This window comes from Rugamonas rivuli, from assembly GCF_009380165.1.
Classification (GTDB): Bacteria; Pseudomonadota; Gammaproteobacteria; order Burkholderiales; family Burkholderiaceae_D; genus Rugamonas; species Rugamonas rivuli.
Genome location: NZ_WHUF01000004.1, coordinates 278,330 through 294,138, shown reverse-complemented (window position 1 = coordinate 294,138; position 15,809 = coordinate 278,330). Strand labels below are relative to the sequence as shown.

Below are 15,809 nucleotides of genomic sequence, written 5' to 3'. Positions count from 1 at the left end.
CCAATTCCTACATGGAAATAAAACGCCGCAGTCTTATTTCTTGGCTTTGTTGCTGCTCAGCATGTCGAGCTGTTTGCCGGTGGGCTTGGCCTTGGCCGACGGCACGGATTTCAGTTCGGGCTTGCTGTCGGCGACGGCGGCGACCGGCTTCGCTGGCGGCGCAGGGAAGGCAGGCTTGGCTGCGGCGGCTTTGACTTCCACCGGTGCCGGTGCTTCGTCCACAGGCGCGGCTTTTGGCTTGGCGACGACCTTGGCGGCCTTGGCTTCTTCTGCCACCGCTTCGTTGGCAGGCGCTTGGGCTGCGGCAATCACGACCGGCGGCTCAACCACCACCGGCGCGGCGGCAGCAACAGGAGGCTTGGCGACCGGCGCCGCAGCAACTGGCGCTGCTGGCGGCAAGGCCTTGACGGCAGTTTTCACCGCCGTCACCGGCGCGGTGGCCAGGTCGGACACTTGCTTGATGGTGTGCTGGGCCGACTGGATCAGCTCGCTCTGGACGTCGGAAGCGATGCTGTACAGCTGGCGGCCATAGGCCAGCAGGTTGTCGAAGCTGGCCGGCTCGGCCGTGCTCAGGCTGAAGAATTCGCGCGGATCTTTCGCTTCGAGCAGCTTTTTCGCGGCGGCCGACGATTTTTCCACCGAAGCCTTGGTGGTGCTGATGTTCAGCGCGATGACCTTTTCCGCACTGTCGACGGCGGTGCTGGCAAACGTGTTGAAGATCTTGAATTGGGCTTCCAACTGGGACTTCGTAGCTGCGGAAAACTGTTCGGTGATCGAAGACATGGTTTCTCCTGGGGCGATTAGAATGTCGGCAAAGCTGTGCACGCTGCGCGCATTATGATGCATTGCAATAAGCCCATTCTAGCGGCGAAAGTTGGGCTTGGAAAGTTATTTTTTCTGCCATGTCGCAAAGCCCGCAACAAGGAAAAATGCCGCATGGACATTATCTGCGTCGTTCTTGATGCAACGCAATACGCGGCGGCAGAAAAGTCTGAATTAGTGCGCCGCAACAAGATGCGCAATCAATTGAAAAAGGGAATACATGGCCATCAAACTGAACAAGGAAGTCGAACAACGCCTGCTGGGATCGATCCAGCGCTACTGCGCCGCGAACATGGACGAGGAGGTCGGCGAACTCAAGGCGAAGCTGCTGCTCGATTTTTGTTTGCGCGAAATCGGCCCGTCTGTCTACAATCAGGCCATCCTCGACGCCCAGGCGGCGATGCAGGACAAGATCGCGGAGATCGAAACGGTCTGCTACGAGTCGGAGTTTTCATACTGGAAGAAATAAGCCGGGAGCGCGGATGGATGCGGTGATCGAGACGGTAATACGGAACGCCAGCCTGGCCGACGGACAACGGGGCGTCGATGTCGCCATCGACCAAGGCCGCATCAGCGCCATCGGCCGGGCGCTGCCGCTCAAGGGCGCGCAGGAAATCGACGCCGGCGGCGACCTGCTCAGCGCGCCGTTTGTCGACGCCCATTTCCACATGGACGCCACGCTGAGCTACGGCCTGCCGCGCGTCAACGCCTCCGGCACGCTGCTCGAAGGCATCGCGCTGTGGGGCGAGCTGAAGCCCGACCTGACCCAGCAGGCGCTGGTCGAGCGCGCCATGCAGTACTGCGACTGGGCCGCCGCGCGCGGCTTGCAGGCGATCCGTTCCCATGTCGATATCTGCGACGACCGTCTGCTGGCGGTCGAGGCGCTGCTGGAGGTCAAACGCCTGGTCGCGCCTTACCTGGATCTGCAACTGGTGGCCTTTCCGCAGGACGGCCTGCTGCGCAGCCCGACCGCGCTGGCCAACCTCAAGCGAGCGATTGCCATGGGCGTGGACGTGGTCGGCGGCATCCCGCACTTCGAACGCACCATGGCCGACGGCGCCGAATCGGTGCGCATCCTGTGCGAGTTCGCCGCCGAACAGGGCCTGATGGTGGACATGCATTGCGACGAGTCGGACGATCCGCTGTCGCGCCACATCGAAACGCTGGCCTACCACAGCCACCGCCTCGGCCTGCACGGAAGGGTGGCAGGCTCGCACCTGACCTCGATGCATTCGATGGACAACTACTACGTCAGCAAGCTGCTGCCGCTGATACGCGAGGCGGGCGTGGCGGCGATCGCCAATCCGCTGATCAACATCACCCTGCAAGGCCGCCACGACAGCTATCCGAAACGGCGCGGCATGACGCGGGTGCCGGAACTGATGGCGGCCGGCGTCGAGGTCGCCTTCGGCCACGATTGCGTGATGGACCCGTGGTACAGCCTGGGCTCGGGCGACATGCTGGAGGTGGCGCATATGGGCCTGCACGTGGCGCAGATGACCGGGCAGGATGCGATGCGTGCCTGCTACCAGGCGGTGACGGCGGCGCCGGCCCGCATCCTGGGCCTGCAAGACTACGGCGTGGCGGTCGGCTGCCATGCCGACCTGGTGCTGCTGGACGCGGCCGATCCGGTGGAGGCGATCCGCCTGCGCGCGGCGCGGCGCATGGTGATGCGGCGCGGCCGGGTGATCGCCGAGTCGCCGCGCGCGCAAGCCCGGCTGAGTTTGCCTGGCCGGCCGCCGGCGGTGGATTTCCGGCTGGGCCGCTGAGCCCGGTGGCGGCAGCGCAAGCTGGACTTGCCATCGGAAATCCATGACAATTGAACATTGTTTAATCCGCCTGGAGCTGCCTTGAAAGAAATCGCCATCCGCCCCGCTACGGAAGCCGACTTCGGCGCCATGTGGGAAATCTTCCAGCAGCTGATCGCCAGCGGCGACACTTATTACTTCGCCGCCGACACCAGCCGCGAAGATTGCCATGCCTATTGGTTCGGCCCCGGCGTGCAATCGTATGTGGCCATCCTTAACAGCGAGCGGCTGGTCGGCATGTACCGGCTGATCGCCAACCAGCGCGACCGCGGTGCCCACGTGGCCAACGCCTCCTTCATGGTCAGCCCGGCCGCGCAGGGCATAGGCGTGGGCAAGCTGCTGGGCGGCGATTGCCTCGACCGCGCCCGTTCGCAAGGCTATCTGGCGATGCAGTTCAACTACGTGGTCAGCTCCAACGTGCCGGCCGTGCTGCTGTGGAAGAAGCTCGGCTTCTCCATTGTCGGCACGCTGCCGCGCGCCTACTATCACGCCCACCTCGGCTACGTCGACGTCTACGTCATGTACCAGTTGCTGGACGATCCTTCGCATTGGCCCGACGCATGAAAATACTCGACACCGAACGCCTGACGCTGCGCACCATCACCCCTGACGATGCCGTCTTTTATTACGACCTGGTCAACGACCCCACCTGGCTGGAGTTTATTGGCGACAAAGGCATCCGCAGCATCGAGGGCGCGCGCGACGCCATCCTCGAAGGCCCGTGTGCGATGCAGGAGCGGCTGGGGCATTCGCTGTACGTCATGGAACGCAAGAGCGACGGCGTGGCGCTGGGCTTGTGCGGCCTGATCAAGCGTGACGGACTGGACCACGTCGACATCGGCTACGCGATCCGGCCGGCCTGGTTCGGCATGGGCTACACCTACGAGGCCGCCGCCGCCGTGGTGGCCTATGCGCGCGATACGCTGCGCATGCGCTGCCTGCTGGGGCTGACCGATCCGGGCAACATCAATTCGATCCGCCTGCTGGAAAAACTCGGACTGGCGTTTGTCGAACTGCGCAATCTGCCGCCGCATGATCGTCCTACCAATATTTACCGCATCGATTTTCCGAACTAATCCCATCGACCTGTTGCAATGGTGGGAATTCGATAGAATTTCACCGGACTGCGCTTGGATTTTTTTGTGCCTTAGCGCATGATGGACCCAAAGAACTAGAAGTTGCTTGTTCCCTAGAAAACGGAAGCAATTCAAAAATATAAGCCACGTGATGGCGGTGAAGACGCCGCTGCGGTCATCTTGTACGTATTGAATTTTTACCGAAAGGGAAACCTATGAAACTCGCCAATCTCAAGATAGGCGTGCGGCTGGGCTTGTTGGGCGCTTTCTTCTTTGTGGCGCTGGCCATCGTCGCCACCGGCGGCTGGCGCGCGCTGGACGGCAGCAACGCACGCAGCGCCGACGCCATGCAGCGCATGCAGGCCATGACGGAGGCCGTCGACGTGGCGCGCGGCGCCCAGGTCGAATTCAAGATCCAGGTGCAGGAGTGGAAGAACACTCTGCTGCGCGGCAACGACCCCGCCAATTTCGATAAATACAGCAAGGCCTTCGTCAAAGGCGGCGAGACCACGCGCGCCGAGCTGCAAAAGCTGAAGGCGCTGCTGGCCAGGCTGGACCTCAAGACGCCGCTGGTCGACGAGGCCATCGCCACCCAGGGCGAGCTGGTGACGCGCTACATGGCGGCGCTGCAGAAATACGATAGCGCCAACCAGGAAAGCGCCCACGTGGTCGATGCGCTGGTCAAGGGCATGGACCGCGAACCCACCAAGAAAATCGACGAGATCGTTGCCTTCATCGGCAAGGAATCGCATCGCCTGATGGTCGAGATGGAGGAGGAGAACAAGGTGGCGCACGGACGCGCGATGATGGCCATGGGCGTCACGCTGCTGGTGACGCTGGTGGTCGGCGTCGCCACCATGCTGTGGCTGATCAAGAGCATCACCGTGCCGCTGAACGAGGCGGTCGAGATGGCCGAGACGGTGGCCGCCGGCGACCTGAGCAGCGAGGTGCGTGTCAGCAGCGCCGATGAGATCGGCGCGCTGCTGGGCGCGCTCAAGCGCATGCAGGGCAACCTGAGCAATATCGTCGGCAAGGTCCGCATCGGCACCGACGCCATCCACGGCGCGGCCAAGGATATCGCCGCCGGCAATCTCGACCTGTCCAGCCGCACCGAGGAGCAGGCCAGCTCGCTGGAAGAGACGGCCGCCGCGATGGTCGAACTGACCACCACCGTGCAGCAGAACAACGCCAACGCGGCCGAGGCCTGCAAGCTGGCCGACACCGCCTCCGCCGTGGCGGCCAAGGGCGGCGACGCGGTCGAGCAGATGGTGCGCACGATGGGCTCGATCAATGAATCGTCGCGCAAGATTGTGGACATCATCGGTGTGATCGACGGCATCGCTTTCCAGACCAACATCCTGGCGCTGAACGCGGCGGTGGAAGCGGCCCGGGCCGGCGAGCAGGGACGCGGCTTCGCGGTGGTCGCCAGCGAGGTGCGCAACCTGGCGCAACGCTCGGCGGCGGCGGCCAAGGAAATCAAGGAACTGATCGGCGATTCGGTCGGCCGGGTGGAGGCTGGCAGCAAGCTGGTCGGCCAGGCGGGCGAGACCATGGGCGAGGTGGTGGCCAGCGTGCAGCGCGTCACCGCCATCATCGGCGAAATTTCGATCGCCAGCGGCGAACAGCGCGACGGCATCGAGCAGATCAGCATCGCCATCAGCCAGATGGACAGCGTGACCCAGCAGAATGCCGCGCTGGTCGAGGAGGCCGCCGCCGCCGCCGACGCGATGGAACAACAGGCCGCCAGCCTGGCGGAGGCGGTCAGCGTGTTCAAATTGCAGGAGCATCGCCAGCCGGCCCATGTGGCGGCGCCGGCGCAGCGGCGCCTGTTGCCGATGGCGCGACACGCCTGACGGGCCGCAGCGCGGTTTTGATGCCGCTCAAGCGGCGGCGTGAACGGGCTTGGATCTGCCGGGCCATCTACTATGATTCCCTCTTCCCCGGTGCACCGGATGGAGAGGGACAGCATGAACAGCCTATTGCCGGTGCTGGCCGGCATCGCACTCAGTCTGCTGGCGCTGTGGTACGGCGAGGTGCGGGTGCGCGCCTTGCGTGCCCGCTGCGCGCAGTTGCAGTCCACGCTGGAATCCCACCGAGAAGCGGAAATACGGCTGGACTACATCGCCCACCACGACAGCCTGACCGGCCTGCCCAACCGCCTGCAATGCCAGCTGCAACTGGAGCACGGCATCGCCTACGCGCGCCGCCACGGCAGCCTGCTGGCGGTGCTGTTTGTCGACATCGACCACTTCAAGGCCATCAACGACAACCTCGGCCACGACGCCGGCGACCAGGTGCTGGTGCAGTTCGCCCAGCGCCTGCGGCGCTGCGTGCGCGAGGTCGACACCGTGGCCCGCCAGGGCGGCGACGAGTTCATCGTGCTGCTCACCGAGTTGCGCGCCGCCCAGGATGCGCAGCAGGTGGCCGACAAGATCGGCGCCGCCATCGCCGAGCCTTTCCTGGTCCATGGCGATACGCTGGCGGTGGCCGCCAGCATCGGCATCGCCGTCTATCCCGACGACGACGCCGACCTCGAAGCGTTGCTGGAGAAGGCCGACTTGGCGATGTACGCGGCCAAGCAGCGCGGCCGCGGCGCCGGGCTGCGCTTCGCGCCCAGCATGCAGGCCAAGGCGTATTCGCGGGTGGTGCTGGAGACGGCGCTGCGCCACGCGCTGGAGCACGGCGAGTTCGTGCTGAGCTACCAGCCCAAGCTGAACCTGAACGAACAGAAGATCACCGGCGTCCGGGCGCTGCTGCGCTGGCACCATCCGGAGCTGGGGCTGGTGATGCCGCCGGATTTCCTGCCTATCCTGGAGGAGAGCGCGCTGATCCTGCCGGTGGGCGAGTGGGCGATGGCGACCGCCGCCACGCAGGCGCGGCGCTGGATGGAGCTGGGCCATCCGCTGACGGTGTCGGTGCACCTGTCGCCGCGCCAGTTCTACCAGAAGGATATCGCCCGCACCTTTGCCGCCATCCTGCACGAGGCCGGCCTGCCGGGGCGCTACATCGAACTGGAAATCAGCGAGGGCATGTTGATCGACAAAAACCAGAACTGCGAGGCCGTGCTGCGCCAGTTCAAGCAGCTGGGCATGCGCATCTCGATCAGCGATTTCGGCACCGGTTATGCGTCGCTGAACTACCTGCGGCGCTTCCCGGTGGACCTGGTGAAGATCAACAAATCCTTCATCGACGACCTGCGCCGGGCCGCCCAGCAGCCGACCGACCGCCACGGCGACGGCCGGACGGCGGACGAGGGGGCGATGGTGCGCGCCATCATCGCCATGGCGCACACGCTGAACATGCAGGTGATCGCCGGCGGCGTCGAGACCGGCGACCAGCTGACCCAGCTGGCGGCGATGGGCTGCGACGAAGCGTTCGGCTTCTGCCTGAGCGCCGCCGTCTCGCCGGACGAGCTGGAGGCGCTGCTGCTGGGTCGGCGGCCGCAGCCGGCGCCGGTCAGGGCGGAGAGCTAGTGGGGAAGAACCACGCCAGCGGCCGCTGCACCCGCGCCGCCCACGAGCGTTCGTTGTGGATGGCGCCGTCGGCCGAGTAGAAGACCAGGTCTTCATTCAAGCGGTAGCCTTTGGCCAGCATGGCGTCGCGCATCTGCAGCGTCTGCTCGATGCCATCGTGGTCGGTGCCGGCGTCGAGGTAGAACTTGACCGGCTGGCGCGCCGGCACCTTGGCGATGAACTCGCCGCGATTCCACCAGAACGAACTCGACACGCCGGCGGCGCGGGAAAACACTTCCGGGTGGCGCTGCGCGATGTAGACCGAGGCGATGCCGCCCAGCGAGGAACCCATGATGGCGGTGTGCTCGCGGTCCGGCAGCGTGCGCAGGTTGGCGTCGGCCCACGGCTTGACGGTGTCGACGATGAAGGCCATGTAGGCATCGAGCTTGCCGCCGCCGTACTGCGGGTCGCAGCAGGGCGTGTACTCGGCCATGCGGTCGCCGGTGTTGTCGATGCCGACCACGATGGTTGGTGCGATGGTGTGGTCGGCGATCAGGCGGTCCATGGTCGTGCCGATTTCCCAGGCCGCGCCGTATGCGGCGGTGCGGGCGTCGAACAGGTTCTGGCCGTCGTGCATGTAGAGCACCGGGTAGCGCTGCTGCGGCTGGGCGTCATAGCCGGGCGGCAGATAGATGCGCAGGCTGCGGCTGTTGCCCAGCTGCGGCGAAGCGATCTGCTCGACGATGCGCACCGTGCCGGCCGGCGGCAGGGCAGGGATGAGCGCCGCGCTACCGCCGCCGTCCGCCGCCGCGCCACGGCCCGCCGCTGAACCGCGCGCCAGCGGCATGATGCGAGCGCCGTGAAGATCGAAGCGGTTCGAGGGTCCCTTGACGCCGCCAGCGTCGCCATAGCTGGCGTTACTTTGCAGGTAGCTCATGTTGTAGAAATCGCTGAGCTCCATGCGGTAGCTGCCCGCCTTGAGCTCCGCCTTCAACGGCGTCGACCACGATGGCCCTGCGCTTGCCGGCGAATGCGGCAACTGCACCACACCCTGCGCAGCGATGCCGCCCTGGCCGTCCTTGAGCACCATCCACTTCACGCCACCGCTGATGCCGAGGTTGATCTGGTGCGCGGTGTTGCGGTACTTGAGCTGCAAGGCATAGCTGCCGTCGCGCTCGACCTTGATGTCCCGCACCGCCAGCGTATCGGCCGGCGCACCCCAGCCAGCGATGCGGCCATCGGCCGCCGCCACGCTCGATTGCACGCGCGCGTCGGCGACGGCAATCTCCACACCGCCGTCCATGCATTGCGGCGCGCTGTGATGGCTGCGGTTGCCGGAGCCGGTGTACATCGCCTCGACGGCGTAGCACAGATTATCGCTGCTGCCTTTGCCCAGCGTCGGTGCGCGGCGGTCGGCCCAGGTCTTCGCGCTCACGCGCTGCGCCGCCAGCTGACCGTTGCGATAGATGTTGTAGACCACGCCCTTGGCCGCGCCTTCCAGATGCAGCGTCGGAAAACCATACGTGCCGCGTTCCAGCCTGGCGATGCGCGCCTCCGGCGGCGCGTACACCGACGGATCGGCCGCCAGCGGTTGCGCACTGACGCTGCGCATGGCCTGCTGCCCGGCCACCAGCTTGCCGAGGCGGATCTCGATGACATTGTCGTCGGCCAGCACCGACCAGGCCAGCGTGGCGGCGGCGGGCTTGCCGTTCAGTGTCACCGAGGCGACGTCGTAGTAACCGTCGCCGGACGAAGCGGGCGGCAGCGACAGGCGCACCTGCAAGCGCTTGCCGCGCAGGCCAAGGTTGCTGAGCATGACCGCATCGCTGCCCGCGAACGCCACGCGCCGCAGCTTGGCCGTCACGAAAGGATGCAGCGCGATTCCATCGTCGGTGGTCTGCACGCCGAACACGCCGCCGACCACCATGCCGAGATAAGCGCCGACCGACCAAAGCTGGCGGCGCGAATCCATCACCGGCCCGCTCAAGTCGCCCTGCGGCTGCTGGTCCTTCAGCATCGGCTGGCCGGACAGCCACTCCAGGTTTTCCATATTGGACAGGTTGAGCGCCGCGCCGCGCATCAGCGTATCGTAGGCCGCATCGGCGACGGCGACATTGCCTGTCATGGCGGCAGCCTTCAAACCGTAAGCCGTCACGAACGGCCAGAGGGCGCGGTTGTGATAGATCGCCACGCCCGGCTGCTGCGGATAAATCACAGGCGCCCCCATCGGACCATGCGGATAGTGCGCCAGTATGCTCTCGGCCTGCTTGCGGTCTGCGATGCCGGTGACGATCGCCAGAGACTGCCCCAGCCAGTCGTACTTGTACATCGCCGCGCCGTCGAAATGCCCGGCCGTCATGCTGCTGTACATGCCCGCGTCGGCCTGCCACAGACGCTGGTTGATGGCGCGCTTCAGGTCCACCGCCCACGCCGCGTAGCGCTCGGCCAGCGCCGCATTGCCTTGTTCCCGCGCCAGCTGCGCGGCCAGCGTCAGCGCCTTGTAGTGGCCCGCGTTGGTGGACAAGGCCTTCGACGACGCCATGCTGGCCAGGTCGTCCGGTATCCAGCGCGCGTAGCTTTGCTCGCGCCAGTCGAGGAAGGATTGTTCGCCGTTGTACAAGCCGTCGGCCGCATCGTAGGCGGCCAGCCTGTCGTTTTCCAGCGTGTTGGACAAGGCCCGCAGCGCCGTCGCCGCGAAGGCCTTGCGCTCATCGGGCGCCAGCGCTTTCAAGGCTTCGTCCGCGCCGAAGGCCCAGCTCACGCGGTCCGTGCTGACCGGCCAGCTGCCGCCGCTGCCGGTGTCCTGGATGATCTGCAAACCGTCGGCGCTGCCCGCGGCGTGCGCGCCGGGCCGCACGCCGTCGCGATAGCCGGACAGCTTGAACTCCAGCGAATTGCGCACGCGGCGCGGGTCCAGCATGCCCAGCCCCAGCGATGCGGCATAGGACAGGTCGCGCGTCCACACATAGTTCCACAGCTCGCCCGTCTCGAAGCAGTTGCAGGAGATGGGCTTGCCGCCGTTGTAGCTGCCGTCGCGGATCTCGCCGACCGAGTCCTGCTTCATCTCCAGCCCGGCCAGCGTGAACAGCGCGTCGAAGCCCAGATTGCCGCTGCGGACGCTCGGCTGTCCCTGCGCTTCCGCGTAACTGATCTCCTGCTTGCCGCCTTCGCGCACGCGCATGGTGGACGATTGCGTGTAGCTGCGCTGCGGCGCGTCGGCGTCCGGTGTGGAGTAGCGCACGGTTTCCTGCTTGCCGTCCCAGGTTGGATAGCTGGTGCTCAGCGTAGTGGCGGCCAGCGCGGGCAGCGTGAACAGCGCCAACGGCAAGGCGCCGAGGCGGCGACGGGGCAATCTCATTGTTCGATCTCCAGTATCAGCGCCGAGCGTGCCGGCAGGGTGACTTCACCATCGAGCGACACGCGCTTGCCGGTGGCGACGTCGACACCGGCGCGCACGCCGGCCAGCATCTCGTGGAAGCGCGCGGTTTTCAGCACGGTGTCGGTGCTGTTCTTGTTGAAGGCCACCATGACCTTGCGCTTGCCGTCGTAGCGGAAGTAGACGTAGGTGTTTTGCTCAGGACCGTAGTGCATCATCTTCCCGTGATGGATCACGGACGCACCCTTGCGCCAGTTGAGCAGCTTCTTCACATACGCCTGCGCGGCCGCCTGCTGCGCGCTCAGGCCCGCGCCGGTGAAGGCGTTGACGGCGTCGCCGGACCAGCCGCCGGGGAAGTCATGGCGGTAGGATGCATCGTCGCGGCCCTTGGTGGTGCTGGTCATCTGCACTTCGGTACCGGCGTAGAACTGCGGGATGCGCGGCGCCGTCGCCACGAAAGCCATCGCCATGCGGAACAAGCCGTCATCCGCATTCAGTTCGCTGTAGATGCGCGGCACATCGTGGTTGCCTTCGAATAGCACCAGGTTGCCCGCGTTCGGATACAGATAATCCTGCGACAGCGTCTCGTACAGATTCGTCAGGCTTTGCTCGCCGCCTTCCGGCGCGGCCAGCGCGCGGCGCATGGTGTAGGTCAGCGGGAAGTCCATCATGCTCGGCATGTGCGAGACGTAGCCGTTGAAGTTCTGCTTGCCCTCCTGCCAGAACGCGACCACCGGTATCAATGGGCTCCATTCCTCGCCCACCAGGTTCAGCTTCGGATACTCGGCCATCACGCTGCCGGACCAGCGGCTGAGGAAGCTGGTGTCCGAATAGCCGTAGGTGTCCACCCGCAGGCCGGACAAGCCCGCGTACTCGATCCACCAGATGTTGTTTTGAATGAGGTAGGTGGCCACGTAGGGATTGGCCTGGTTCAGGTCCGGCATGTCTTCGACAAACCAGCCGGCGGTGAAGTTGCGCTGGTCCTCGGCCGACGCGTACGGATCCTGCACCGCCACGCGGTGATGCTCGGTCGGCACGAACTTGCCCTGGTAGGTCAGCCAGTCCGGCGTCGGCATGTCCTGCATCCACCAGTGCTTGCTGCCGATATGGTTGAGCACCACGTCCTGGATCACGCCCAGGCCCTTGGCGCGCGCCTGCGCGACGAAGCTGCGGTACTCCTCATTGCTGCCGTAGCGCGGATCGATGCGGTAGTGGTTGGTGCTGGCGTAGCCGTGGTAGGAGTAGGCCGGCATGTTCGATTCCAGCAGCGGCGTCGGCCACACGGTGGTGAAGCCCATGGCGGCGATGTAGTCCAGATGGTCGGCGATGCCCTGCAGGTCGCCGCCGTGGCGGCCGGAGCCGTACGCGCGGTTGGCGCGCTCGGCCATGCCGGGCGCGTTGTCGTTGGCCGGATTGGCGTTGGCAAAACGATCCGGCATCACCTCATAGATCGCGTCGCCGCTGCCGAAGCCGGCGCGCTGGGCCGAGCCCGGGCTGCGCGCCAGCAGCTGATAGCCGTAGTGCAGGGCGCGGCTGCCGCGCCCGAAGGCCAGGTCCAGCTTGCCCGGCGCGGCGTCGGGCGCGATCTCCAGGTCGATGAACAGGTAATTACGGTTGGCCACCCGCGCCACCGAGGCGATGCGCACGCCGGGGTAGGCCAGCGTCGGCTGCAGGTCGGCGATCTGCGGTCCGTGCACCATCAGTTGCAGCTTGCTGTTGTGCATGCCGGTCCACCACAGCGGGGGCTCCATGTGGTCGATGCGGTAGTCCGGGGCGGCGTGCGCCCACACGGGTAGCAGGCTCGCCAGCAGCGCCGCCAGGATGGTGTTCTTCATGCAGTCTCCTTGTGATGGGCAAGTAGTCGTACTACAAACCCTTGTTTTTCCAGCCTGACGGCCGTTTCGCCTGATTTTGCTAGAGAATACTCTCAAACCTCCGCAGTATCAAACCACCATAATTTAGTCGAAATACAGGAATTTTGTAATTTTTCAGCCCATATTGTTTTTTCGGCCAAAAATAGCCAGCCCGACGCCCCGGATGGACGCGGCGGCGTGGCGTTTGGTTTCATAAACAAGTGGTTCTATCGTCAAATCTGTAGTTCTACTACAAGCCCATGGACACTACTCTGTAGCCGAAATACAACGAGAACCGCATGTTCACAGAGGGAGGCAGGCGTAGAGCGCCCTGGAAAGCGTAGGCGGGCTGAAGTTTAATTGACATGGAATCTAGTTTTAGTACAAAATTCTTCCTAGAACGTCTTTTAGAACGTCGAATTTCCTTGGAACCCGTGTAGTTTGAGACGCCCCGGCGAATACGGAGCGGCTGATGTTGGCGGGAATTGTGTTTTGTGTCGTGAGTGAGGGGACATTGAATGAAAATTTTTGCGAATAAGCGTAGTCATAGCGCTGCGTTTCAACTGAATCCGGTCGCAGCGGGTTGCGCTGTATTCCTGTCGATGATGGCAAGCTCGGCTGTTTATGCGCAGGAAGCCGCGCAAGCAGCCCCGGCTCAAGCCGCCGACGTAACGGCCGCCAAGGCCGATCCTAACGCGCCGGTCGTGCCGTCGGTCGTCGTGGCCGGTATCCGCCGCGGTATCGAAGCAGCGATCTCGATCAAAAAGAATTCCACCTCCATCGTCGAAGCGGTGTCGTCGGAAGACATCGGCAAACTGCCTGACTCCAGCGTGGCTGAATCCATCGCCCGCCTGCCAGGCGTGACCGCACAACGCAGCCGCGGTTCGGGCAAGGCCGCCGACATCAGCGTGCGCGGCCTGGCGCCTAGCTTCAACGGCACCCTGGTCAACGGCCGCGAACAAGCGTCCACCGGCAATGCCCGCAGCCCTGAATTCGATCTGTTCCCTGCCGAACTGATCGGCAGCGCAATGATCTACAAAACCCCTGACGCCACCGTGATCGGCCAGGGCCTGGCCGCGACCATCGACCTGCGCACCGTGCAGCCGCTGGACTTCGGCAAGCGCGTGCTGGCAGCCGGTGCGCGCACCGAGCGCAGCGGCGTGCGGTCCGGCTCGCCGGAAGGCGACGGCAAGCGCTACACCTTCAGCTACGTCGACCAGTTCGCCAACCGCACGATCGGTGTGGCGCTGGGCGTCACCAGCTACAAGGAAACCGGCGGCGGCCAGCAGAAGTTTGAAGGCGGCGGCACCGAGACCTACAGCTACAACGGCCAGAACGTCATCGTGCCGAGTGGCTTCAAGGCCGACACCGAGACTTCGACCTCCAAGCGTGACGGCGTGTCCGCCACCCTGCAATACCGTCCTAGCAAGGAATTCAAAACCTCGGTCGACCTGTTCTACTCGGCAGGCACCCAGACCCTGAAGAAAACCGGCCTGGAAGGCTCGATCGGCGGTTCGTGGGGCGGTTACGACCCAGTCGGCACCCTGAGCAACGCCACCATCCAGAACGGCGTGGCCACTGCCGGTACCTTCAGCAACTTCAAGGGCGACGTCCGCAACCACAAGGAATCGGCGGACGACAAGCTGACCTCGATCGGCTGGAACGCGCAATACAAGAAGGATGACTGGACCCTGAGCAGCGACCTGTCGCACTCGAAAGCCACCAAGAACGCATCGCGCTACGAAACCACCGCCGGTGTTGCGGGCAATACGCCTGCCAGCCAGCTGGGTTCGCTGTCGTGGACCGGCTTCGACGGCAAGAACCTGGCCGCCATGCACCTGACCTCGAGCTTCGATTACTCGAACCGCTCGCAGACCTTCCTGACCGATACCGACGGCTGGGGCGGCGGCGTGAACTCGCCACAGGCCGGCTATGTCGCCCTGCCTAACGTCGACGACAAAATCGACGCGATCCGCCTGACCGCGCGTCGCGAACTGAGCTGGGGTCCGGTTTCGGCCGCCCAGTTCGGCGTGAACTACACCAAGCGCGACAAGAAGCGCTACGGCGAAGAAGGCCGCCTGGTCGTCAAGGGCGCCAACGGCTACGCCACCGCGACCGTACCTGGCAGCGCTACCGCCACCGCCGGCACCACCGGCATTCCTATCGTCTCGTTCGACCCGGTCGGTACCCTGGGCCCGATCTACGACATGGTCAAGTGGGTGGACGCCAGCGTGCTGGCCAAGGACTGGTCGGTGTCGGAAAAAGTCACCACCGCCTACGCCATGGGTGAACTGGACGGCAAGCTGGCCGGCTTCGAATACCGCGGCAACTTCGGCGCGCAACTGGTGCACACCAACCAGTCGACCACCGGCAACAAGGTCGACCTGCTGACTTGCACCGGCATCACCGCCGCCACCTGCCCATCGGCTGTCATCGCCGACGGCACCTCGTACAACGACATCCTGCCTAGCGCGAACGTGTCGTTCGACCTGGGCAGCGAACAGCAGCTGCGCTTCGGCGCCGCCAAGGTACTGGCTCGCGCCAACCTGGACGACATGCGCGCCAGCTCGGCATTCGGCGTCAGCAAAGACAACACCGTGCCTATCCTGGTCGGCAGCGGCGGCAACGCCAAGCTGGAACCGTTCCGCGCCAAGGCGCTGGACGTATCGTACGAGAAGTACTTCGGCAACAAGGGCTACTTCAGCGCAGCGGCGTTCTACAAAAAGCTGGACACCTACATCCTGCGTGCGCCTCGCGCGTTCGACTTCAAGGACCAGGTCACGGCCAACACGCAGCTGCCACTGACCGGCCCATACAAAGGTTCGACGGTCGGCCTGCTGACCACCCCGACCAACGGCGACGGCGGCAACATCCACGGCTACGAGCTGTCGGTGAACATTCCGTTCTCGCTGGTCACGCCTTACCTGGACGGCTTCGGCGCGTCGGGTAACTTCTCGAACACCGAGAGCGGCATCGAACTGCCAGTGGTCGGTTTCGCGACCCAGGGTGTAGCCGGCGTCAAGATCCCGCTGCCAGGCCTGTCCAAGCGCGTCACCAACCTGCGCCTGTACTACGAGAAGTATGGCTTCCAGTTCGCCTGGGCTGCACGCCGCCGTTCCGACTTCCTCGGCGAGATCAGCGACTTCCAGGACAACGCCCAGCTGACCTTCGTCAAGGGCGAGACCATCATCGACCTGCAAGCGTCGTATGAATTCTCGCAGTCGTACCTGAAAGGTCTGTCGATCTACGTCCAGGCCAACAACTGGAACAACACGCCTTACCAAGAGTACAATGGCACCGATTCGACCGCCATTTCGTACAAGACCGTGTTTGGCCGTACCTACCAGTTTGGTCTGAGCTACAAGTTCTAAGCTTTCGTAGTTTCAGCTGATAACAACCCCGCTTCGTCGGGGTTGTTCCGT

10 protein-coding genes are annotated in these 15,809 nt (G+C 64.6%); 7 read left to right on the top strand and 3 right to left on the bottom strand.

Features of this window, described 5'->3' with window-relative positions:
• Positions 1-33 precede the first annotated feature (33 nt).
• The gene (locus GEV01_RS16325) at positions 34-783 is read right to left on the bottom strand and encodes a phasin family protein (RefSeq protein ID WP_152806316.1); all 750 of its coding nucleotides are present in this window, start codon (positions 781-783) and stop codon (positions 34-36) included.
• A gap of 259 nt (positions 784-1,042) precedes the next feature.
• Here GEV01_RS16325 and GEV01_RS16320 point away from each other — a divergent pair, with 259 nt between their 5' ends.
• The 6 genes from GEV01_RS16320 to GEV01_RS16295 all read left to right on the top strand — a co-directional run bounded on the left by GEV01_RS16320 (position 1,043) and on the right by GEV01_RS16295 (position 7,179).
• On the top strand, positions 1,043-1,291 hold the full coding sequence (locus GEV01_RS16320; protein ID WP_008451660.1) for a DUF2164 domain-containing protein: 249 nt from the start codon (positions 1,043-1,045) through the stop codon (positions 1,289-1,291).
• Positions 1,292-1,316: 25 nt separating this feature from the next.
• Positions 1,317-2,591: an amidohydrolase family protein gene (locus GEV01_RS16315; RefSeq protein WP_328595553.1), complete on the top strand. Its 1,275-nt coding sequence runs from the start codon at positions 1,317-1,319 to the stop codon at positions 2,589-2,591.
• An 81-nt stretch (positions 2,592-2,672) separates the two neighbouring features.
• Positions 2,673-3,194, top strand: a complete 522-nt coding sequence (locus GEV01_RS16310) for a GNAT family N-acetyltransferase (protein WP_152806312.1) — start codon at positions 2,673-2,675, stop codon at positions 3,192-3,194.
• Positions 3,191-3,706 carry a GNAT family N-acetyltransferase gene (locus GEV01_RS16305; RefSeq protein WP_152806310.1) on the top strand — a complete coding sequence of 172 codons (516 nt, stop codon included), beginning with the start codon at positions 3,191-3,193 and terminating at the stop codon, positions 3,704-3,706. The genes GEV01_RS16310 and GEV01_RS16305 overlap by 4 nt, the downstream gene beginning before the upstream one ends.
• Before the next feature lie 215 nt (positions 3,707-3,921).
• A complete protein-coding gene (locus GEV01_RS16300) occupies positions 3,922-5,559 on the top strand; it encodes a methyl-accepting chemotaxis protein (RefSeq protein ID WP_152806308.1) in 1,638 nt (545 codons plus the stop codon).
• Between the two features lie 114 nt (positions 5,560-5,673).
• The gene (locus tag GEV01_RS16295) at positions 5,674-7,179 is read left to right on the top strand and encodes a putative bifunctional diguanylate cyclase/phosphodiesterase (RefSeq protein ID WP_152806306.1); all 1,506 of its coding nucleotides are present in this window, start codon (positions 5,674-5,676) and stop codon (positions 7,177-7,179) included.
• Here the strand turns inward: GEV01_RS16295 and GEV01_RS16290 are convergent.
• Together GEV01_RS16290 and GEV01_RS16285 are read right to left on the bottom strand one after the other, a co-directional pair.
• A complete protein-coding gene (locus tag GEV01_RS16290; RefSeq protein WP_152806304.1) occupies positions 7,163-10,516 on the bottom strand; it encodes an alpha/beta hydrolase-fold protein in 3,354 nt (1,117 codons plus the stop codon). The two genes, GEV01_RS16295 and GEV01_RS16290, sit on opposite strands and share 17 nt — an antisense overlap.
• On the bottom strand, positions 10,513-12,369 hold the full coding sequence (locus GEV01_RS16285; RefSeq protein WP_152806302.1) for a glycoside hydrolase family 13 protein: 1,857 nt from the start codon (positions 12,367-12,369) through the stop codon (positions 10,513-10,515). The genes GEV01_RS16290 and GEV01_RS16285 overlap by 4 nt, the downstream gene beginning before the upstream one ends.
• Positions 12,370-12,989: 620 nt before the next feature.
• Here GEV01_RS16285 and GEV01_RS16280 point away from each other — a divergent pair.
• Positions 12,990-15,758 carry a TonB-dependent receptor gene (locus GEV01_RS16280; protein ID WP_235914391.1) on the top strand — a complete coding sequence of 923 codons (2,769 nt, stop codon included), beginning with the start codon at positions 12,990-12,992 and terminating at the stop codon, positions 15,756-15,758.
• The last annotated feature ends 51 nt before the right edge of the window (positions 15,759-15,809 follow it).